This is a genomic window from Acidovorax sp., assembly GCF_046291265.1.
Classification (GTDB): domain Bacteria; phylum Pseudomonadota; class Gammaproteobacteria; order Burkholderiales; family Burkholderiaceae_C; genus Acidovorax.
Map to the genome: position 1 here is coordinate 52,877 of NZ_JBKBTV010000015.1, position 21,520 is coordinate 74,396.

Annotated in this window: 15 protein-coding genes and 1 riboswitch; of the genes, 13 read left to right on the top strand and 2 right to left on the bottom strand. The window is 64.6% G+C overall.

Annotated elements, in window-relative coordinates:
• The first annotated feature begins 29 nt into the window (after positions 1–29).
• The 9 genes from mraY (at position 30) to ftsZ (ending at position 11,713) form a co-directional block, all read left to right on the top strand.
• The gene (mraY, locus tag ACK41V_RS08240; RefSeq protein WP_409780443.1) at positions 30–1,208 is read left to right on the top strand and encodes a phospho-N-acetylmuramoyl-pentapeptide-transferase; all 1,179 of its coding nucleotides are present in this window, start codon (positions 30–32) and stop codon (positions 1,206–1,208) included.
• On the top strand, positions 1,205–3,283 hold the full coding sequence (gene murD, locus ACK41V_RS08245; protein WP_409780446.1) for a UDP-N-acetylmuramoyl-L-alanine--D-glutamate ligase: 2,079 nt from the start codon (positions 1,205–1,207) through the stop codon (positions 3,281–3,283). Before mraY ends, murD begins: the two co-directional genes overlap by 4 nt.
• The gene (gene ftsW, locus ACK41V_RS08250) at positions 3,280–4,551 is read left to right on the top strand and encodes a putative lipid II flippase FtsW (RefSeq protein ID WP_409780449.1); all 1,272 of its coding nucleotides are present in this window, start codon (positions 3,280–3,282) and stop codon (positions 4,549–4,551) included. Before murD ends, ftsW begins: the two co-directional genes overlap by 4 nt.
• On the top strand, positions 4,548–5,618 hold the full coding sequence (gene murG / locus ACK41V_RS08255; protein ID WP_409780452.1) for an undecaprenyldiphospho-muramoylpentapeptide beta-N-acetylglucosaminyltransferase: 1,071 nt from the start codon (positions 4,548–4,550) through the stop codon (positions 5,616–5,618). The genes ftsW and murG overlap by 4 nt, the downstream gene beginning before the upstream one ends.
• Before the next feature lie 76 nt (positions 5,619–5,694).
• A complete protein-coding gene (gene murC, locus ACK41V_RS08260) occupies positions 5,695–7,137 on the top strand; it encodes a UDP-N-acetylmuramate--L-alanine ligase (protein ID WP_409780454.1) in 1,443 nt (480 codons plus the stop codon).
• Positions 7,134–8,111: a D-alanine--D-alanine ligase gene (locus ACK41V_RS08265; protein ID WP_409780457.1), complete on the top strand. Its 978-nt coding sequence runs from the start codon at positions 7,134–7,136 to the stop codon at positions 8,109–8,111. Before murC ends, ACK41V_RS08265 begins: the two co-directional genes overlap by 4 nt.
• On the top strand, positions 8,111–8,935 hold the full coding sequence (locus ACK41V_RS08270) for a cell division protein FtsQ/DivIB (protein WP_409780459.1): 825 nt from the start codon (positions 8,111–8,113) through the stop codon (positions 8,933–8,935). Before ACK41V_RS08265 ends, ACK41V_RS08270 begins: the two co-directional genes overlap by 1 nt.
• Positions 8,936–9,087: 152 nt before the next feature.
• Positions 9,088–10,317, top strand: coding sequence for a cell division protein FtsA (gene ftsA / locus ACK41V_RS08275; RefSeq protein ID WP_409780462.1), 1,230 nt, complete (start codon positions 9,088–9,090; stop codon positions 10,315–10,317).
• 151 nt (positions 10,318–10,468) lie between these two features.
• Complete coding sequence (ftsZ, locus tag ACK41V_RS08280) at positions 10,469–11,713, top strand: cell division protein FtsZ (RefSeq protein WP_409780465.1); 1,245 nt, start codon at positions 10,469–10,471, stop codon at positions 11,711–11,713.
• Between the two features lie 195 nt (positions 11,714–11,908).
• Here ftsZ and ACK41V_RS08285 read toward each other — a convergent pair whose 3' ends face one another.
• Positions 11,909–13,696, bottom strand: a complete 1,788-nt coding sequence (locus tag ACK41V_RS08285; RefSeq protein WP_409780468.1) for a methyl-accepting chemotaxis protein — start codon at positions 13,694–13,696, stop codon at positions 11,909–11,911.
• 244 nt (positions 13,697–13,940) lie between these two features.
• Between ACK41V_RS08285 and lpxC the strand changes: the two genes are divergently transcribed.
• The 4 genes from lpxC to ACK41V_RS08305 all read left to right on the top strand — a co-directional run bounded on the left by lpxC (position 13,941) and on the right by ACK41V_RS08305 (position 19,082).
• Positions 13,941–14,864, top strand: coding sequence for a UDP-3-O-acyl-N-acetylglucosamine deacetylase (lpxC, locus tag ACK41V_RS08290; protein ID WP_409780471.1), 924 nt, complete (start codon positions 13,941–13,943; stop codon positions 14,862–14,864).
• An 11-nt stretch (positions 14,865–14,875) separates the two neighbouring features.
• The gene (locus tag ACK41V_RS08295) at positions 14,876–15,052 is read left to right on the top strand and encodes a hypothetical protein (RefSeq protein ID WP_409780474.1); all 177 of its coding nucleotides are present in this window, start codon (positions 14,876–14,878) and stop codon (positions 15,050–15,052) included.
• Between the two features lie 34 nt (positions 15,053–15,086).
• Positions 15,087–15,210, top strand: a riboswitch (TPP riboswitch).
• A gap of 124 nt (positions 15,211–15,334) precedes the next feature.
• Complete coding sequence (thiC, locus tag ACK41V_RS08300) at positions 15,335–17,242, top strand: phosphomethylpyrimidine synthase ThiC (RefSeq protein ID WP_409780477.1); 1,908 nt, start codon at positions 15,335–15,337, stop codon at positions 17,240–17,242.
• A gap of 178 nt (positions 17,243–17,420) precedes the next feature.
• A complete protein-coding gene (locus ACK41V_RS08305; protein WP_409780479.1) occupies positions 17,421–19,082 on the top strand; it encodes a methyl-accepting chemotaxis protein in 1,662 nt (553 codons plus the stop codon).
• A 22-nt stretch (positions 19,083–19,104) separates the two neighbouring features.
• Here ACK41V_RS08305 and ACK41V_RS08310 read toward each other — a convergent pair whose 3' ends face one another.
• Positions 19,105–21,399 carry a hypothetical protein gene (locus ACK41V_RS08310; protein WP_409780482.1) on the bottom strand — a complete coding sequence of 765 codons (2,295 nt, stop codon included), beginning with the start codon at positions 21,397–21,399 and terminating at the stop codon, positions 19,105–19,107.
• Positions 21,400–21,520 lie beyond the last annotated feature (121 nt).

A 21,520-nucleotide genomic window follows, 5' to 3' on the forward strand; every position in this document is an offset into this window, starting at 1 on the left:
CCACGGGCCCACCAAGCCGGGGAGACCACATGCTGCTGATGCTGTCGCAATGGCTGCAGGGCCTGTCGCCCGAGTTCGGCTTCTTCCGGGTGTTTCAGTACCTCACGTTCCGTGCGGTGATGGCGGCCATGACGGCGCTGCTGATTGGTCTCATCGCGGGCCCCAAGGTGATTCGGGTGCTCACCTCGCTCAAGATCGGCCAGCCCATCCGCGGCTATGCCATGCAAACGCATTTGTCCAAGAGTGGCACGCCCACCATGGGCGGCGTGCTCATCTTGCTGTCGATTGCCATCTCGACCTTGTTGTGGTTTGACCTGTCCAACCGCTTTGTCTGGATCGTGCTGATCGTCACCCTGGGTTTTGGGGCCATTGGGTGGGTGGACGACTGGCGCAAGGTCGTCAACAAAGACCCCGAGGGCATGCGCTCGCGCGAGAAGTATTTCTGGCAGTCGGTCGTTGGCTTGCTCGCCGCGCTGTATCTGGTGTTCAGTATTTCGGAAAGCTCCAACGCCAAGGTGTGGGAGTTGTTTGTGGGCTGGGTGCAGTCGGGCTTCTCGCTCGATCTGCCGCCCAAGGCGGGCCTGCAGCTACCGTTCTTCAAAGAAGTGAGCTACCCGCTGGGCGTGCTGGGCTTTGTGATCCTGACCTACCTGGTCATCGTGGGCTCCAGCAACGCGGTCAATTTGACCGACGGCCTCGACGGCCTGGCCATCATGCCGGTGGTGATGGTGGGCTCGGCCCTCGGGGTGTTTGCCTATGTCACGGGCAGTTCGGTGTATTCCAAGTACCTGTTTTTCCCGCACATCCCGGGTTCGGGCGAATTGTTGATCTTCTGCGCCGCCATGGCGGGCGCGGGGCTGGCGTTTCTGTGGTTCAACGCGCACCCGGCGCAGGTGTTCATGGGTGATGTGGGTGCATTGGCGCTGGGTGCCGCCCTGGGCACGATTGCCATCATCGTGCGGCAAGAAATTGTGCTGGCCATCATGGGCGGCATCTTTGTGGTCGAAGCCCTTTCGGTGATGCTGCAGGTCACCTGGTTCAAATACACCAAACGCCGCTACGGCGAAGGCCGCCGCCTGCTGAAGATGGCGCCGCTGCACCACCATTTTGAGAAAAGCGGCTGGAAGGAAACGCAGGTGGTTGTGCGCTTCTGGATCATCACCATGTTGCTGTGCCTGGTGGGCCTGTCCACCCTGAAACTGCGATGAACCCGAGCGATCCCCTCATTCCCGGCCAACCCGCCCAGCAGCCTGCAGCGGCGGGCGTGAGCGTGGACGTGTCAGGGGTGAATGCCAAGCACGCGGGCAGATCACCAGACCCCGAAAACGAAAACGAAAACGAAACCGACGCAGACGCCGAAGTAGTGCGCACCCAAGGCCCACACACGGATGTGGACGGAATAGCGGTGCTTGCTGATGGCGATGCACCGGAGGCGCCTGCCGAGTCGCCCGTGTCGGCAGAGTCTTTGGATGCGGATGCACTTGCAGACGGCGGCTCGCCTGCGGAGGCAGAGGCCATCGCATCCGATCCTGCCTTGCCTGCCACCACCCCTGCACCGGGCAAAGCCCCGGCCTGGGATCCTGAAAAGGCCCCTGCTGTTTCAGCCGCCAAGGCCGCGGCCGATTTTGTGGCCCAGATCTTTGCCGAGGTGTCGGCGCCCGAGAGCGCTCCGGGCGCCGCGAATGTCGCCGCCGTGGCGGCCGATGACACCGCCGATTCCGAAGATGTGGTGGCAGAACCGGACAGTCCGCCCGCTGAAATGGTAGCCCCCCTCCAGGACAAGAACGTCCTCATCCTGGGCCTGGGCGCATCCGGCCTGGCCATGGCGCGCTGGTGTGTGCGCTGGGGCGCGCAGGTCACCGTGGCCGATACCCGCACCGCGCCGCCGCAACTGGCAGCACTGCAACACGAACTGCCGCAGGTGCGGTTTGTGGCAGGTGCGCTGGATGCGCGGCTGGTGGAAGGCCAGAACCTGCACGCGGTCTACCGTTCGCCCGGCCTCAGTCCGACTGCAATTGCTCCCGTATTGATAGCTGCTAGCGCTTATGGAATAAGCGCTGGAGGCGAATTAAGCTTGTATTCCATGGCGCTGGGTGTTTTGGGTGCCTCGCAGGGGTACCGCCCGGCCGTGCTGGCCATTACCGGCACCAATGGCAAGACCACCGTGACATCGCTCACCGGCCAACTCGTCGAACGCTCGGGCAAGCGTGTGGCGGTGGCAGGCAACATCGGTCCCACGTTGCTCGACACCCTGACCACCCACCTGGACGCTGGCACATTGCCCGACGTGTGGGTGCTGGAGTTGTCCAGCTTCCAGCTGGATGACGTGGCGGGCTTTGAGCCCAAGGCCGCCACCGTGCTCAACATCACCCAAGACCACCTGGACTGGCATGGCGACATCAAGGCGTACGCCGCCGCCAAGGCACGCATCTTTGGCCAGACGGGGCTGATGATCTTGAACCGCGAGGATGCCGCCGTGATGGAAATGCTGCCGCCGCCCGTCAAGGTCAAGCTGCAGAAGCCGCAGGTTCGTGCACACCTCACCTTTGGGGGCGACATGCCTCGGCGCCCGGGCGACTTCGGCATCGAAGTGGTCAGTGGCATGCCCTGGCTGGTGCGCGCGATGGAGGCCGACGAAACCCGCAAGCGTGCCCGCAACGAAGCCGAGGAAGAGCTGCACATTCAGCGCCTCATCCCGGCAGATGCGCTGCGTATCCGTGGCCGCCACAACGCGGTCAACGCGCTGGCCGCGCTGGCGCTGGCGTCCGCCGCAGGCTGTCCGCTGGCGCCCATGCTGTATGGGCTGCGTGAATACCGCGGCGAGCCCCACCGCGTGGAGCCTGTGGCCATCATCAACGGCGTGGAATATTTTGACGACAGCAAGGGCACCAACGTGGGCGCCACCGTGGCCGCTCTCACGGGCCTGGGCGCCGAGCGCCGCGTGGTGGTCATCCTGGGTGGCGAGGGCAAGGGCCAGGACTTTGCGCCGCTGGCCACCCCCGTGTCCCGCTATGCCCGCGCAGTGGTGTTGATCGGCCGCGACGCGCCGCTGATTCGCGCGGCCCTGCAAGAGTCGGGAGTCGCGTTGCTGGACGCCGAGACATTGCCGCAGGCCGTGCAGATGGCGACCGAGCGCGCGCGTTCGGGCGATGCGGTGCTGATGTCGCCCGCCTGCGCCAGTTTCGACATGTTCAAGGACTACGAGCACCGCGCGCAGGTGTTCTGCGAGGCCGTGCGCAACCTGGCGGAAGACGCGGGCCAGTCGGCGGAAGGTTTGTCATGAGCAATGCCACCGCAACCCCCCTTTTGCAACGCCTGACCGGCTGGTTTGGCGGGTTGCCCGGCAAGGCCGTGGACGTGTTGCCTGTGCGCGTGGGAGGCATCGAATACCGCCGCTCGTCCAGCACCCCGGCCAGCGTGCTCGGGTTTGACCAGGCCCTGTTGTGGGTGGTGGTGGCACTGCTCGCCTGGGGGCTGATCATGGTGTATTCCGCATCGATTGCCATGCCGGACAACCCCCGGTTTGCCAACTACGCCTCCACGCATTTTCTGGCCCGCCACGCCATGTACCTGGTGATCGGGTTTGTGGTGGCGCTGCTGGCGTTCCAAATCCCGATGGCGCTGTGGGAGCGCGCGGCGCCCTGGCTGTTTGTCGTGGCCTTGTTGCTACTGATTGCGGTGCTGATTCCCGGCGTGGGCAAGGTGGTCAACGGCGCGCGGCGCTGGTTGTCCATCGGGCCCATCGGCTTTCAGCCGTCGGAAGTGGCCAAGTTTGCGGTGCTGATTTATGCCGCCGACTACATGGTGCGCAAGATGGATGTGAAAGAGCGGTTCTTTCGCGCCGTGCTGCCGATGGGCGCTGCCGTGGCCATTGTGGGTGTGCTGCTGCTGGCCGAACCCGACATGGGCGCCTTCATGGTGGTGGCCGTGATCGCCATGGGCATCTTGTTTTTGGGCGGCGTCAACGCCCGCATGTTCTTCCTGATCGCAGGCATTCTGGTCGGAGCGTTCGCTCTGATGATCGCCAGCTCGCCCTGGCGCCGCGAACGCGTGTTTGCTTACCTTGATCCGTTCAGCGAAGAGCACGCGCTGGGCAAGGGCTACCAGCTGTCGCACTCGCTCATTGCCATCGGGCGCGGAGAGATCTTTGGCGTGGGCTTGGGCGGCAGTGTCGAAAAGCTGCACTGGCTGCCCGAGGCGCACACCGACTTTCTGCTGGCCGTGATCGGCGAGGAATTCGGCCTGGTGGGCGTGCTCACGCTCATCGTGCTGTTCGTGTGGATGACGCGCCGCATCATGCACATCGGCCGCCAGGCCATCGCACTCGACCGTGTGTTTGCAGGGCTGGTGGCCCAGGGTGTGGCGATCTGGATCGGTTTTCAGGCCTTTATCAACATGGGCGTGAACCTGGGAGCGCTGCCGACCAAGGGGCTCACGCTGCCGTTGATGAGTTTTGGTGGGTCGGCGATCTTGATGAACCTTGTGGCGCTTGCAGTGGTACTGCGGGTCGACTATGAGAATAAGCTCTTAATGCGGGGAGGCCGCGTATGAGCGCGCAAAAGACAGCCCTCATCATGGCTGGTGGCACGGGCGGCCACATTTTCCCCGGCCTGGCTGTGGCCGAAGAGCTACGCGCGCGCGGCTGGCGCGTGCACTGGCTCGGCGCCCCCGGCAGCATGGAATCGCGCATCGTGCCCACCCACGGCTTCACGCTGGAGCTGATCGACTTCTCCGGCGTGCGCGGCAAAGGCATCGTCACGCTGGCCTTGTTGCCGCTGCGCCTGCTGCGCGCCTTCTGGCAAGCGCTGCAGGTGGTGCGCCGCGTCAAGCCCGATGTGGTGGTGGGCCTGGGCGGCTACATCACGTTTCCGGGCGGCATGATGGGCGTACTGGCCGGCAAACCGCTGGTGCTGCACGAGCAGAACTCGGTGGCGGGTATGGCCAACAAAGTGCTGGCGGGTGTGGCAGACCGCGTGTTCACCGCTTTCCCCAATGTGTTCAAACAAGGCCAGTGGGTGGGCAACCCGCTGCGCAAGCCCTTCACCGAGCAGCCCGGCCCTGCAGAGCGGTTTGCAGGCCGCACCGGCCCGCTGCGTCTGCTGGTGGTGGGCGGCAGCCTGGGCGCCCGAGCGCTCAACGAGATCGTGCCGCAGGCCATTGCCCTCATGCCCGCAGACCAGCGCCCGCGCGTGATTCACCAAAGCGGCGCCACGCAGATCGATGCGCTGCGCGCCAACTATGCGGCGGCGGGTGTCGATGCCGAGCTGACGCCTTTCATCGACGACACCGCCAGCGCGTTCGCTGCGGCCGACATCATCGTGTGCCGCGCGGGTGCCAGCACGGTGACCGAGATCGCGGCCGTGGGCGCTGCGTCCATCTTTGTGCCGTTCCCTTCCGCCGTGGACGACCACCAGACCACCAACGCGCAGTTCCTGGTGAACACAGGCGGCGGATGGCTAGTGCAGCAACGCGACCTGACGCCCGAAGGGCTGTCGAAAATGCTATTGAATATGGAGCGCTCAACCCTTGTAGATGTAGCGCTCAAGGCCAAAAACATGCAAAAAATCAACGCCACCCGCGAAGTGGTGACTGCCTGCGAGGAGTTGGCCGGATCATGAAACACGCCATCCGTCACATCCACTTCGTCGCGAGCGTGGAGCACGCCGACGAACCGCGTCGCGCGGAGGTTGCGCTATGAAACACGCGATTCGCCATATCCACTTCGTCGGCGTCGGCGGCGCCGGCATGAGCGGCATCGCCGAGGTGCTGTTCAACCTGGGCTACCGCATCTCCGGTTCGGACCTGGCCGACAGCGCCACCTTGCGCCGCCTGGAGGGACTGGGCATCAAGACCTGCCTGGGCCATGCCGCGGCGCACATCGATGGCGCCGACGCTGTGGTCACGTCTACGGCGGTTACGGCCGACAACCCTGAGGTGCTGGCCGCCCGCGACAAAAAGATCCCGGTGGTGCCGCGCGCGCTGATGCTGGCGGAGCTGATGCGCCTGAAACAAGGCATTGCCATTGCTGGCACGCACGGCAAGACCACCACCACCAGCCTCGTGACCTGTGTACTGGCCGAAGCGGGACTGGACCCGACCTTTGTGATCGGCGGCAAGCTCAACAGCGCGGGCGCCAACGCCAAGTTGGGCAGCGGCGACTACATCGTGGTCGAGGCCGACGAGTCCGACGCGTCGTTTTTGAACCTGCTGCCCGTGATGGCCGTGGTGACCAACATCGACGCCGACCACATGGAGACTTACGGCCACGACTTCGGTCGGCTCAAAGGCGCGTTTGTCGAGTTTCTGCACCGCATGCCGTTCTACGGGACGGCGGTGTTATGTGTGGACAGCCCTGCGGTGCGCGACATCCTGCAAAGCGTGACCTGCCCGATCACCAGTTACGGTTTTTCGGAAGACGCCCAGGTGCGCGCCATCGACGTGAAAGCCGAAGCCGGGCAGATGCGATTCACCGTGCAGCGGCGCAACGGCGTCACGCTGCCCGACATGGAGATCGTGCTCAACCTCGCGGGCGAACACAACGTGCTCAACGCGCTGTCGGCGATTGCCATCGCGGTGGAACTGAACATTCCGGACGAGGCTGTGCAGCGCGCGCTGGCCAACTTCAAGGGCGTGGGTCGGCGCTTTCAGCACTATGGCGAGCTGCCCGCGAAGGCCGCGAACGGCGGCGGTACGTTCACCGTCATCGACGACTACGGCCACCACCCGGTGGAAATGGCCGCCACGCTGGCCGCGGCGCGCGGGGCGTTCCCCGGCCGCCGCCTGGTACTGGCGTTTCAGCCGCACCGTTACAGCCGCACGCGCGACTGTTTTGAAGATTTCGTCAAGGTCATCGGCAACGCCGACGCCGTGCTGCTGACCGAGGTGTACGCCGCCGGTGAAGCGCCCGTGGTGGCGGCGGACGGCCGCTCACTCGCACGTGCGCTGCGCGTGGCAGGCCGTGTGGAGCCCGTGTTTGTCGACAACGTGGCCGACCTGCCACAGGCCATTGTCGACAACGCGCGCGATGGCGATGTGGTCATGTGCATGGGCGCCGGGTCGATTGGCGCCGTGCCTGGCAAGGTGGTTGAAATGCTACAAAATAGTGAGCTAAAAGCGCTTGAGGGGAGCGCGCTATGACCCATTTTGATTCAAATATTGATGTGAAGAAGCTGGGCAAGGTGGCCGTGCTCATGGGCGGTGCGTCTGCCGAGCGCGAGGTGTCGCTGATGTCCGGCAGTGGCGTGCTGCAGGCCCTGCGCTCGCGCGGCGTGGATGCGCATGCGTTCGACCCGGCGCAAAGCGACCTGGGTGACCTCAAACGCGACGGTTATGCGCGTTGCTTCATCGCGCTGCACGGCCGCCACGGCGAGGACGGCACGGTGCAAGGCGCGCTCGAGCTGCTGGGCATTCCGTACACCGGCCCGGGGGTGATGCCGTCCAGCATCGCCATGGACAAGATCATGACGAAGCGCATCTGGCGCTTTGAGGGGTTGCCCACGCCAGACTGGCGTCTGGTGTCGAGCGCGGATGAAACCGTGCAGGCCCTGCAAGCCCTGGGTATACCGATGATCGTCAAGCCCTCCCGCGAGGGCTCCACCATCGGTCTGACCAAGGTCACCTCGCCAGAGCAATGTGCACAGGCTTACGCCCTGGCCTCGCGCTACGACCCCGAAGTGCTGTGCGAGCAGTTCATTGAAGGCGACGAAACCACCTGCCCGGTGCTGGGCGAGGGCGCTGGCGCGCACGCGCTGCCGGTCATCCGCATCGTGGCGCCCGAAGGCAACTACGACTACCAGAACAAATACTTCACCGATGTGACGCAGTACCACTGCCCCAGCGGCCTGCCCGAGGCCGAAGAGCGCGAGATCCAGCGCCTGGTGGTGGCAGCGTTTCGTGCGTTGGGGTGCCGGGGCTGGGGCCGCGCGGACATCATGATCCGCGCCAGCGACCGCCAGCCCTTCTTGCTGGAGATCAATACATCGCCCGGCATGACGGGCCATTCGCTGGTACCCATGTCGGCCCGCGCCGCCGGTATCAGCTACGAAGACCTGTGCCTGGGGCTGCTGGCGAATGCCGCACTGGACACGTCACCCGGAACCCTGGGGGCCTGATGACCCACAGCCTGCCCGCTCCTCTGGACGTCAAGCTCATGAACCTGACCGCATCGGTCTTGCTCATGGGCTGCGCCTTGGGCGTGTTGGCTGCAGGCACGTGGTGGCTGTTGCACTACCCGGGGTTTGCCATCGCCCGCATCGTGGTGCAAGGCGAGCTGGTGCACAACAACGCCGTGACCTTGCGGGCCAATGTGGCGCCACATCTGGCGGGCAATTTTTTTACTGTGGACTTGCGCCGGGCCCGCGACGCCTTCGAGCAAGTGCCGTGGGTGCGCAGGGCGCAGGTGCAGCGGGTGTACCCCGCCAGTCTGCGCGTCGAACTGCAAGAGCATGAAGCCGTGGCGTTCTGGGGGCCGGAGTCAGCGTCGGCCATGGTCAACAGCCAGGGTGAAGTTTTTGAGGCCAATGTGGGCGATGTGGAGCAGGAAGGTCTGCCACGCCTGCTGGGCCCGCGCGGCAGCTCTGCCGAGGCGCTGCAGATGCATGGGCTGCTGCGGCCCGTGTTTCGCCCGCTGGGGCTGGAGGTGGAGGAGCTGGAACTGACGGGCCGCGGTGGATGGCGCGCCAAGCTGGACAGTGATGCCGTGATTGAGTTGGGCGGAGGCACCCCCCAGGAGGTGGTGCTGCGCACGCAGCGCTTTACCCGCACGCTGACGCAGGTGGCTGCGCAGTACGGGCGCCGTGTGGATGCGCTGGAGTCTGCCGATCTGCGCCATGCGGGAGGCTATGCCCTGCGCATGCGCGGGGTCGCCACCGTGATTCCCGACGCCGCGGGTGCTGCCGCTGCCGCTGGCGCCACGGGTGGCGTGCGCAGGAGGTGATGCGATGCAAACAAGTGACAAGCACAGCGCGGGTCTGGCAGGCAGGTGGGCAATGCGGCAAGAGGCCGACCAAGAGGTCGATAGATGGGTCGAAAGGTCGGTCGAGGGGCAGGTCGGGCAGCAGGGCAGAACACAAAAGGGCAGAGGCTGATATGGCAAGAGAATACAAAGACGTTGTGGTGGGGCTGGACATCGGAACGGCCAAGGTCATGGCCGTGGTGGCCGAGGTGCTGCCCAATGGCGAGCTCAAGCTGGCCGGCCTGGGCGTGGCCCCGAGCAATGGCTTGAAGCGTGGCGTGGTGGTGAACATCGACGCCACCGTGCAGAGCATCCAGCAGGCGCTGAAAGAGGCCGAGCTGATGGCCGACTGCAAGATCCAGCGCGTGTACACCGGCATCACCGGCAGCCACATTCGCGGCCTCAATTCGAGCGGCATGGTGGCCGTGAAGGACAAGGAAGTTACCTCGGCCGACGTGGCGCGTGTGGTGGAGACGGCCAAGGCCATCAACATCAGCAGCGACCAGCGCCTGCTGCTGGTGGAGCCACAAGAGTTTGTGATCGACGGGCAGGATGTGAAAGAGCCCATCGGCATGAGCGGCATCCGCCTGGAGGCCAAGATCCACATCGTGACGGGCGCCCAAAGTGCGGCCGAGAACATCATCAAGTGTGTGCGCCGCTGCGGGCTGGAGGTGGAGCAGCTCATGCTGAACCCACTGGCCAGCAGCCAGGCTGTGCTGACCGATGACGAGCGCGAGCTGGGCGTGGTGGTGGTCGATATCGGCGCGGGCACCACGGATGTGGCCATCTTCACGGGCGGTGCGATCCGTCACACGGCGGTGATCCCGATTGCGGGCGACCTCATCACCAGCGACATCGCCATGGCGCTGCGCACGCCCACCAAGGACGCCGAAGACATCAAGGTCGAAAGCGGCTACGCCAAACAATTGCTGGCCGACCCCGATGCCCAGGTGGAAGTGCCCGGCCTGGGCGACCGCCCCCCACGCATGTTGAGCAAGCAGGCGCTGGCCGGGGTGATCGAGCCGCGGGTGGAGGAGATTTTTTCGCTGGTGCAACAGGTGGTGCGCGAGTCGGGCTACGAAGAAGTGCTGTCGTCGGGCATCGTGCTCACGGGCGGGAGTTCGGTCATGCCCGGGATGATCGAATTGGGTGAAGACATCTTCTTGAAGCCCGTTCGCCGAGGCATTCCCAAGTATTCCAGCGCGTTGTCTGACATGGTGGCCCAGCCCCGTGCTGCTACTGTCATGGGTTTGCTGGAAGAGGCCCGATTGGCTCGGCTGCGTGGCTTCAAGGTGGCGCAAAAAAGCGGCTCCATGAAGACGGCATTTGGGCGATTCAAAGATTTCATCGTGGGGAATTTCTGACCATGAAATACCCCTTGTGGTTAGCGCGTGGTAGCCCTCATCGAAGACCGCGCGAGCGATGGCGGTGCACCGGCCCGCCGCGCTCTTCACGCATTGATCCCCCAACCCCCATTTGGCAATTGCATACGAATTTAGAAACAGGAGCTCCAACATGACCATCGAAATGATCGAAGCCGAAGAATTCAACCAGGGCACCCAGATCAAGGTGATCGGCGTGGGCGGCGGCGGCAGCAACGCTGTCGAGCACATGATTGCCCGCTGCGTGCAGGGCGTGGAGTTTGTCTGCGCCAACACCGATGCGCAGGCGCTGACCCGCAGCTCGGCCCACCGCGTCATCCAGCTGGGTGGCAGCGGTCTGGGCGCAGGCAGCAAGCCCGACAAGGGCCGCGATGCGGCTGAGGCTGCGGTCGAAGACATCCGCAGTGCCATCACCGGCGCGCACATGCTGTTCATCACCGCGGGCATGGGTGGCGGCACGGGCACGGGCGCTGCGCCCGTCATTGCTCGCGTGGCCAAGGAGATGGGCATTCTCACCGTGGGTGTGGTCACCAAGCCTTTCGATTGGGAAGGCGGCCGCCGCATGACCAACGCCGACAACGGCCTGGCCGAGCTGGAAGCCAACGTTGACTCGCTGATCGTGGTGCTCAACGAAAAGCTGCTGGAAGTGCTGGGCGATGACATCACCCAGGACGAAGCCTTTGCACACGCCAACGACGTGCTCAAGAACGCTGTGGGCGGCATTGCCGAAATCATCAACGAATACGGCCACGTGAATGTCGACTTTGAAGACGTGCGCACCGTGATGGGCGAACCCGGCAAGGCCATGATGGGCACGGCCACGGCCGCAGGCCCCGACCGCGCACGCATCGCGGCTGAGCAAGCGGTGGCCTGCCCACTGCTGGAAGGCATCGACCTGTCGGGCGCCAAGGGTGTGCTGGTGCTGGTTACCGCGGCCAAGGGCAGCCTCAAGCTGTCCGAGTCGCGCCTGGCGATGAGCACCATCAACGCCTACGCATCGCCCGATGCGCATGTCATTTATGGCGCTGCCTACGACGACACCCTTGGCGACGAGATCCGCGTAACGGTGGTGGCCACGGGTCTGTCGCGCCCCAACGCACGTCGCCAGCCCATCTCGGTGGTGCAGGGCGGCCTGCGTACCGGTACCGACAACATGGCTTACCAGATGCCCGTCGTGGGCGCGGGTACGCTGGGTTCTGCCGTGGGCATGCAAGGGGGCCACGCGGGTGGCCACGCGCAGGCCGACTACGGCAGCATGTCGGTGCCCAGCGTGTGGCGCACCAACCGCACCCAGGCAGCGGCCCGCGTGGATGCACTGTCGTCGGGTGGCATGGATGATCTGGAGATTCCAGCGTTCCTGCGCAAGCAGGCAGACTGAGATTAGATTTGCTATTGAAAAATGAGCTGGTTGCTCTTGAATCTATTGACTTATAGATATAAAAGTATCTGAAAGCTAATGAAGTAAAGCGCAAGCAGCTATTAATTTGATAGTCGATCAGAGTTTTCGCATTCCATGAAAAAAGCCCCAGTCGCAAGACCGGGGCTTTTTCTTTGTTTCCGCGTTGTCTTCGGTTCAGAAGTTCTCCCAGTCCCCCGCATCGTCTTTTGCGGGTTTGCTGGTGCTGGCCTTGGGTGGCAGTGCGGTCTGTGCTTTTGCTGCGGCGGGCTTGCGCAGGGCAGCGGGGGCGGTGGCCGTTCTGGCCTTGGAGACGCCCACGGCCGGACGGGGTGCGGGGCCACGGGCGGGGGCGCGGGCAGGTGATGGGGCCGGGGCGGCTCGGGGCGCGCTGGTCGTGCTGCCGTTGACCCGGAACAACGCCACCACCTGGGTGAGCTTCATGGCCTGCTCGCGCAGGCTGTCGGCCGCGGCGGTGGACTGCTCCACCAGGGCCGAGTTTTGCTGGGTCATCTGATCGAGCTGGTTCATGGCCGTGTTGACCTGGGCAATGCCCTGGCTCTGCTCGGACGTGGCCGAGCGGATTTCGCCAATGATGTCGGTCACGCGCTGAACGCTTTCGACGATCTCGGTCATGGTGGCGCCCGCATTGCCCACCAGTTGCGTACCCGATTCCACCTTTTCGACCGATGCGCCGATCAGCGCCTTGATCTCCTTGGCGGCCTCGGCGCTGCGTCCGGCCAGGCTGCGCACTTCGCTGGCCACCACGGCAAAGCCGCGGCCCTGTTCGCCTGCACGCGCAGCCTCGACGGCCGCGTTCAGCGCCAGGATGTTGGTCTGAAACGCGATGCCGTCGATCACACCGATGATGTCGCTGATCTTGTTGCTGCTGGCGTTGATGTCCTGCATGGTGGCCACCACGCGCGCCACCACATCGCCACCACGCGCCGCCACCGCCGCGGCGGACGTGGCCATCTGGTTGGCAGTCTGGGCAGATTCCGAGGTTTGTTTGACCGTGCTGGTTAGCTCTTCCATGCTGCTGGCGGTGCTTTGCAGATTGCTGGCGGTGTCTTCGGTGCGGTGGGCCAGGTCGTTGTTGCCCTGGGCAATCTCGCTGGACGCCGTGGCGATGCTGTCGGTTGCCGTGCGCACCTCGGTCACCAGCTTGCGCAGCGACGCCACCATGTGGGCAAGGCCGTCGAGCATGGAGCCTGGGGGTGCCGGTGGAATCTCGGTGTCCAGATTGCCCTGTGCCACCTCCGACATGATCCCGATCGCGTCGGTGGGCTCGCCGCCAATCTGGCGCAGCACCGACCGCGACACGATGAGCCCGATCGCCCCCACCGCCAGAAACACCACCAGCACGACGGCCAGGTTGGACAGCATGGTCTTGCGCACCAGGACGTCCACGTCGTCGGTGTAAATGCCGGAGCCGACCATCCAGTTCCACCCGTCCACCTTCATGATGTACTGCAGCTTGGGCACCGCGGTCTGCTGCCCCGGGCGCGCAAACATGGTGGGCACAAAGGCCTTGCCGTCCTTGCTGCTGCGCATGCCGTTGACCAGCAGCCCGATGATGTCCACCCCGGAGGCATCTTTGACCTTGCCCAGCATGTCCTGGCCATCCCATTCCTTGCGGAAGGGATGCATCACACCCAGGCCTTCGGTGGTCCAGATGTAGAAGTATTCGGTTTTGCCATCGGCGCCGCCGTAGCGCGCAACACGCAGCGCCTCTTTGGCCGCCTTCTTGGCGTCTTCCTGCGGTATGGCGCCACTGGCCGCCTGGGCCTGGTAACCCGCGACGATGCTGTGGGCGGATTGCACGGCGGTGGTCAACAGCTCTTGCCGGGAATCGATGATGAGTCGTCGCTCTTGCAACAAAGAGGTGACGGACATGATCAAGAGCGCCACAAGGGCGGCGCCGATCATGAGCAGGATTTTCATTTTGAAGCTGAGCTTGCTCATGGAGGTCTCCGGTGGGGCGGCGATGGGTCTGTGTGGTGTCGGGAGAGCGCTTTGCAACGTCAGGAGGCTGTCGGCCCGGGCCGCGGCACAGCCATTGTGCGGCGAAGGGCGGGGGGTGCGCAGTAGGTGAAAACGTGGCGGTAGCTCTACGTACCGCATGCTTCGCAAGCTGCCAAAAACGGCACGCAGGGAGGCGCATGCCCTCAACTGGTGCGGGGGTGGGCGCCAGAAACTAAAATGCGCCATGCTCCAGCAACGCACCCTCAAGACACTGACCCGCGCCGTAGGCGTCGGGCTGCACAGCGGCCAGCGGGTCGAGTTGACCTTGAGGCCCGCACAGCCGGACACCGGCATCGTGTTTCGGCGGGTGGACCTGCCCCAGCCCGTGGACATTCCGATCCGCGCCGAGGCGGTCACCGACACCCGGCTGGCCTCCACCATCTCGGTGGGCAATGCCAAGGTGCACACGGTGGAGCATCTGATGTCGGCCTGCGCCGGGCTGGGCATCGACAACCTGTACGTGGACATCACGGCCGAAGAAGTCCCCATCCTTGATGGATCTTCCGCGTCGTTTGTCTTTTTGCTGCAAAGCGCGGGGGTGGAGCTGCAAAACGCACCCAAGCGTTTTATTCGCGTCCTGCGGCCCGTGGAGGTACGCGAAGGCGAGGGCGCCGCCGCCAAGTGGGCCCGCCTTACGCCGTACCACGGCTACAAGCTCAGCTTTGAAATCGACTTTGACCACCCGGCCGTCGATTCCACCGGACAGCGCGTGGAATTTGACATGGGCGCAGGCAACTACAGCCGCGACATTGCCCGCGCACGCACTTTTGGCTTCACCCGCGACGTCGAGATGATGCGGTCCAACGGTCTGGCCCTGGGCGGGGGGCTGGACAACGCCATCGTGATGGACGACTACAAGGTGCTCAACAGCGATGGTCTGCGCTACGACGACGAGTTCGTCAAACACAAGATCCTGGACGCCATGGGCGACCTGTACCTCATTGGCAAACCCCTGCTGGCCGCGTACAGCGCGTTCCGCTCGGGCCACGCGATGAACAACCTGCTGCTGCGCGAGCTGCTGGCCCAGCGCGATGCGTGGGAGGTGGTGACGTTCGAGGACGAACGCCAGGCACCCACGGGGTTTGCACAGCCTGTGCGCGCCTGGTAGGGCAGCTTGCCATGCTGATCGTTCGCTGGCTCGCCCTGTTTCTGCTGCTGGCGGCAGCCGTGTGTTTTGGGTTTTATGTGGGCACAGGGCAGGTGTTCTACAAACGGCTGGGGCTGGTGATTTTCAAGTGGACGATCATCGCGGCGGTCGTCTTCTTTGTCGTGGTCCTTATCGAGCGGCTGCTTTAGAGATCGCGGGCTGCGGTGGCGCTGGCCTATACTCGCCGCTGCTCCGGGGTGTGCGAAAGCGCTGAGATGCATGGGGCCTGACGTCAAGTCAGGCTGCCTGCGAACCCGACGAACTTGATCCGGTTCATACCGGCGGAAGAAGAGCCGACCTCCTTGTCCCCGTGCCCGCAGTCCCTGCTGGCACGCCCATGCCCCAGGCGCCGCAGTGCGTCGTCCTGGGGGGGCGCACAGGTCCATTCCGGAGCAGTTATCCACCGCCACCGGAACCAGGAGACCTGCCCCATGAACGCCCCCGATCCCCACGCCAAGCTGGCCAGCACCGAAAAATTCGCCGAGTTGCTTGCGCGCACCCGCGAACCCTTCCCCGCATCCCGCAAGGCCTATCTCCCCGGCCACCTGCACACCGACCTGCGTGTGCCCGTGCGCGACATCGCCCTGACCAACGGCGAGCTGGTCAGCGTGTACGACACCTCTGGCCCCTATACCGATTCTGAAGCCGTGATCGACGTGCGCCAGGGCCTGGCCAGCGTGCGCGGTGGCTGGATCACTGGCCGTGGCGATGTGGAGCACTACGAAGGCCGTGCCCCCGTGGCGCTGGACGACGGGCAAAAGAGCGAAGACGCCACCCGCCTGGCCCAACTGCGCGCCGAGGCTGCCGCTCTGCAGCGCAAGCCCCTGCGTGCCAAAAGCGGCGCCAACGTCACGCAGATGCACTACGCGCGCAAAGGCATCATCACCCCCGAGATGGAGTACGTGGCCATCCGCGAAAACGGCAAGCGCGAGTGGATGGAGCAGTACATGGCCGACGCGGGCCGTGAGCAGCGCCTGATGGGCAACCCCATGGGCGCCAGCATCCCGCGCATCATCACGCCCGAATTCGTGCGCGACGAAGTGGCCCGGGGCCGCGCCATCATCCCCGCCAACATCAACCACCCCGAGGTGGAGCCGATGGCGATTGGCCGCAATTTCCTGGTCAAGATCAACGCCAACATCGGCAACTCGGCCGTCACGTCCAGCATTGAAGAAGAAGTGGAGAAACTCGTCTGGGCGATCCGCTGGGGTGCCGACAACGTGATGGATCTCTCGACCGGCAAGAACATCCATACCACCCGCGACTGGATCGTGCGCAACTCGCCCGTGCCGATTGGCACGGTGCCGATCTACCAAGCGCTCGAGAAGGTGGGCGGCGTGGCCGAAGACCTGACCTGGGCGATCTTCCGCGACACGCTGATCGAGCAGGCCGAGCAGGGCGTGGACTACTTCACCATCCATGCCGGTGTGCGTCTGGCCTACATCCACCTCACGGCGCAGCGGCGCACAGGCATCGTTTCGCGCGGTGGCTCCATCATGGCCAAGTGGTGCATGGCACACCACCGCGAGAGTTTTTTGTACGAGCACTTCGAGGACATCTGCGACATCATGAAAGCGTACGACGTGTCGTTCAGCCTGGGCGATGGCCTGCGGCCTGGTTGCGCCTCAGACGCCAACGACGAAGCCCAGTTCGCCGAACTGCACACGCTGGGCGAGCTGACCCAGGTGGCCTGGAAGCACGACGTGCAGACCATGATCGAAGGCCCCGGCCACGTGCCCATGCACATGATCCAGGCCAACATGACCGAGCAGCTTAAGACCTGCCACGAAGCGCCGTTCTACACCCTGGGCCCGCTGACCATCGACATTGCTCCGGGCTACGACCACATTGCCAGCGCCATCGGCGCTGCCATGATCGGCTGGATGGGCACGGCCATGCTGTGCTACGTGACGCCCAAGGAGCACCTGGGCCTGCCCGACCGCGACGACGTGAAGCAAGGGATCATTGCGTACAAGATCGCCGCCCACGCTGCCGATGTGGCCAAGGGACACCCGGGCGCCCGCTCGCGCGACGACGCGCTGAGCCAAGCGCGTTTCGACTTCCGCTGGCAAGACCAGTTCAACCTGGGCCTGGACCCGGAGACCGCCAAGGAATACCACGACGAAACCCTGCCCAAGGACAGCGCCAAGGTGGCGCATTTCTGCTCCATGTGCGGGCCCAAGTTCTGCTCGATGAAGATCACGCAGGAGGTGCGCGAGTTCGCAGCGCAAAAGGGCGTGGCCGAGGCAGATGCGCTGGCCCAGGGGATGCAGACCAAGGCGGCAGAGTTTCAGCGGGGCGGCGGCGAGCTGTACATCCCCCTCAAACCGGTGAAATAAGCGCAGCTACTGGCCCCGAGGATTCGCTGCACGAGCGTCAGGGCCCGTGCTTACCCTGTGCAACAGACCCGGTAGCTGGGCCTATAGTCCCGCCCACCCTCGGCCCAGAAGGCCGGGGGGTGGCGTGGCACTAAATTTGCTATCCTGGGTTATCTGTTAAAAATTGTAAGGAAGAGCCATGAATGCTCTCGGCCGCTTCTCCATCCGCACGCGTCTCTACTTCGGCACCGCCTTCTCGCTGATTCTTCTCGTCGTCATTGGCGCCATGGGGTACGTGGCGCTGGACCGGACGCAGGCCACCCTGCAAGTGTTGTTCTCGCAGCGGGTGCAGACGCTGACAGACATGTCGGATCTGCGCACCACGCTGGGCGACCTGCGCCGCACCGAGAAAGACATCATCATCAGCTTCAACAACTCGGTCGAGGTCTCGGTCTTGCGCGAGTCCTGGGCCAAAACCCTGGCCGCTTTGCGCAAGAGCCTGGCCGAGGTGCGCCAGGTGCAGTCGGGTGACGCGGCGTTTGTGGAGTCCATCGACAAGTCGCTGGAAGAGATCAAGCAGTACGAAACCGGCATTTCCCCCATCTTCGAGAAGATCGAGGGTGCACAGCTCGACGGCGCGGGTGGGGGCGCTTACGCCGACCGCCTCAAGGTGCACATGGAGGCCACCGACAAGCTGTTCTCCAGCCTGGCCAGCTCGGCCCGTGCCCAGATGGACGAAGCCCGCGAAGGCGTTGAGACGCGCACCGCCACGATGTCCGCGCTGATTGCCATTGGTCTGGTGCTGGCATTGGCGGTGTTGATTCCCCTCACATTCTTCAGCGTGCGTTCCATCACCCGGTCTTTGGGCCAGGCGCAAGAACTTGCAGAACGCATCGCCAGTGGTGATCTTTCGCGCGATGTGGCGCCGATGAACCAGGACGAGGTGGGCCAACTGGTGTCGGCCATGGGTCGCATGCAGGATGCGTTGCGCGGCCTGGTGCGGCAGGTGCAGGATGCGGCGGGCAATATTTCCACCGCCAGCTCCGAGATCGCCAGCGGCAACCACGACCTGAGCCACCGCACCGAACAAACGGCGGCCAATCTGGAAGAAACCGCTTCTTCCATGGAGCTGTTGACCAGCACCGTGCAGCAAAGCGCCCAATCGTCTCGCCAGGCCAGCGATTTCGCCTCGTCGGCCGCCGAAGTGGCCGCGCGGGGTGGGGCTGTGGTGTCGCAGGTGGTCACCACCATGGACCAGATCACGACCAGCTCGCGCAAGATTGCCGACATCACGGGCGTGATCGACTCCATTGCGTTCCAGACCAACATCCTCGCGCTGAACGCAGCGGTAGAAGCCGCCCGCGCGGGTGAACAGGGCCGGGGCTTTGCCGTCGTGGCCAGCGAGGTGCGCAACCTGGCCCAGCGCAGTGCCGAGGCCGCCAAAGAGATCAAGGGCCTGATCAGCTCGTCCGTAGAGCGCGTCGAAGACGGTTCGCGCCTGGTCAGCCAGGCGGGCCAGACCATGACCGAAATCGTGAGCAGTGTGCGCCGTGTGTCCGACATCATTTCGGAGATCACGGCCTCGTCGGCCGAGCAAAGCGACAACATCGGGCAGATCAGCCAGGCGGTTGGCCAGCTCGATCAGATGACCCAGCAGAATGCTGCGCTGGTGGAAGAGTCCACTGCAGCATCCGAATCCTTGCGCGAGCAGGCGCACCACCTGACGAGCGCGGTCAGCCAGTTCAAGCTGCAGGATGGCAGTGGCGCACCCGCCATGGCGGCTTTTGCTGCGGTAGCAGCACCGTCGGTGGCCGCAGTGGGCCAGGCGGGCGCCCGCCGACCCGCGCTGCAAATCCGCTGAGAGAAAAGAAAAGGGCAATCGGTCAGCGCGCTGCCGAGGCGGCGCCTGCTGCGGGAGGCGGTGGTGCTGACGCAGGCGCTGCAGCATTGGGCTGCGGGGCGCTGTCTATTGCAGGCGGGCTCTGCACCGCTGGCGGGGCAACCTCTGGCGTCGGTGCCGTCCATCGGTCAAACCATTGCAACCGCCACGCGGCAATTGCCAGCACCAAAAGCACCAACATGGTGCAAACACTCCACCATAGCGGCGCGCGGGATTCTGCAAACGGATCTTTCAGCGAGCGGCGTGCATTTGCAGGCACCTTGGCGGTTTGCGACAGTGATCTGCCCAGCCGCGTGTTGATGCGCATGCGCCCGTTGATGGCCCAGCCGCTGGCATCCAGAATGGGGCCGAGGCTGCGCTGGCGCAGCTTGAGCCATGCGATCAGCATGCTCGGGCCGGATATGGCCAACACGATGCCGATGAGCCCGAGCGGGATCCAGACGCCCAGGTCCACAAACTTGGCAAAGATGCCCACCAGCACGGCGCTGATGCTACCCAGCGCCACGCCGATGGCCGCCACGGTGCCAACGTCGGTGCGGTGGGGTGCCGCGGCGGGTAGCGCATCGGCTGTGTTGCCAGCGGGTTTGAGTGGGATGTTGGCCAGGCTGCCCGCAGTGGTGCCCAAGGACTTTTGTGCCCGAGCTTCGCCTGCGGAGGCGCGCTTGGCCACCTGCTCCTCAATCAACCGCACCAACTTCTTGTAGGGCGAGAAAAATGCCTGTGCAATGCTGGTGGGGTTTTCGATGATGCGGGTAATGCTGGCGTCCCAGTCGTTGCCATCCCGGTCATAGAACACGCCATTGCGGCCGACAAAAAGAAAGTCCACATCGCCCGCGGTGAATGCGGCCACGATGCCCATCTTCTGTCCCTTGCGGACGCAGTCGCAGTACGCCAGATAGGTTTTGGCCAGGCCGGCCAGCTTGGCATGCTGGGCGGCATCCTTCACCTGCACCGTCAAGTCGCAACTGCGGGCGTCCAGGTACAGCGTGCCAGCCTGAAAGATCGCGCCCTGGCGCTGATAGAACGCCGAAAACGACACAAAGTTGTTGAGCAACTGCAGCAGGTCGCGCTTAAAGCGCAGCAGTTTCTCCAGCGCCTGGGTGTGTGTGTTGTGTGTCTGCTCGGCCTCGTCTTCGGCAATCAGCGCCATCACGCGCTGCTGTGCGTCGCTGGTTTGCAGGGCCTGCAAGACCTCGTCGTCCAGCGCGTTGAGTGATGTGGCGGGCCGGTCGGCCAACCATTGCTGGCAGGGTGCCAGCGCCTTGCGGATGTGTTGCCATTCCCCGTGCGTCAACGTGTCGGCCTCGCGCCCCAGCAAAGGCGCCACGGCATGGTCGCGAAAGGCCCGCAGTGCTTTGGCCCACGCGGGGTTCACGCCGTCTGTCAGCGGCAGCACACACTGCGGCGTGATGGGTGCCAACGGCAGCGTGGTGATGTCGGCCGACGACAGGTCCAGCTGCTTGCCCGCCATGGCCGCGTATTCGTCCAGCGACGGATTGAGGGCGGTGGCTGCTCGCGGGTCGTAGGCGGTCAGGCGGCAGCGGGCAAAAAAGTCTTCCACCTTCGGCGCCACCGCGTTCATGGCTTGTGTGGCTTTGAGTGTGTGCTCACCCAGCGCCAGTCCGGTGGTGGCGCCATGGGCCTGGGCCGCCCAGGCCTCCAGCTTGGCGAGGTCCGCAAAGAACGCCTCTGCACGCGCGCGGTCGATGCCTGGCAAAGTTTTCTCGCCCACGGCAGGTGTGCCACCTTGTGTGATCAGGATGTGACCGATGGCGTCGCGGGCGATGGTGTCGTCCTGTGCGGTGTCGGTGGTGATGATCCCGTCGCCGTTAAAGCGCATGGCGCTCAGCTGTTCGCTGCGGGCCAGCACATCGGCCAGCGCAATGTGGGCGGCATCCGGTTGCCCCGCCAGCGTCAGAATGCGCCGCGCGGCATGGGCCAGGGCTGCACCCTGCTCGGTGTTGTGATTGATGGCCACGATGTTCAGCGTGTCGCCGGGTTGGGCCAGCTCGTCGGGGTGGTGCAACTGGGCGCAGGCCCAGGCACAGGCGGCCAGCAGTTCGGGCGGCCTGATGCGTCCATCGTGGTCGGTGTCGATGAGGTCCAGCGTGCGTTCATCGAACTCGATGCCACGCGTCGGGCAAGCCAGTGCCACCCAGAGTTTCTGGTCCAGTTCGGGCAAACGGGCGATGTCCTCGCCGGTGCGGATGATGACCTGGTCCACGCCCCCCGCGCGGAAAAACTGCCAGGAGTGGGGTGGGGTGTGTGGAGGCAACATGAACAAGAAGCGCGTCGGGCGAAGGGGATGCGTGGCCGGGGCCCGTGCAGGTCAACGCCACGCCCCGCCACAAGGCGATGCCATGAATTCTTCACAGATGCCGCGCAGCGCTCCAGCGGCC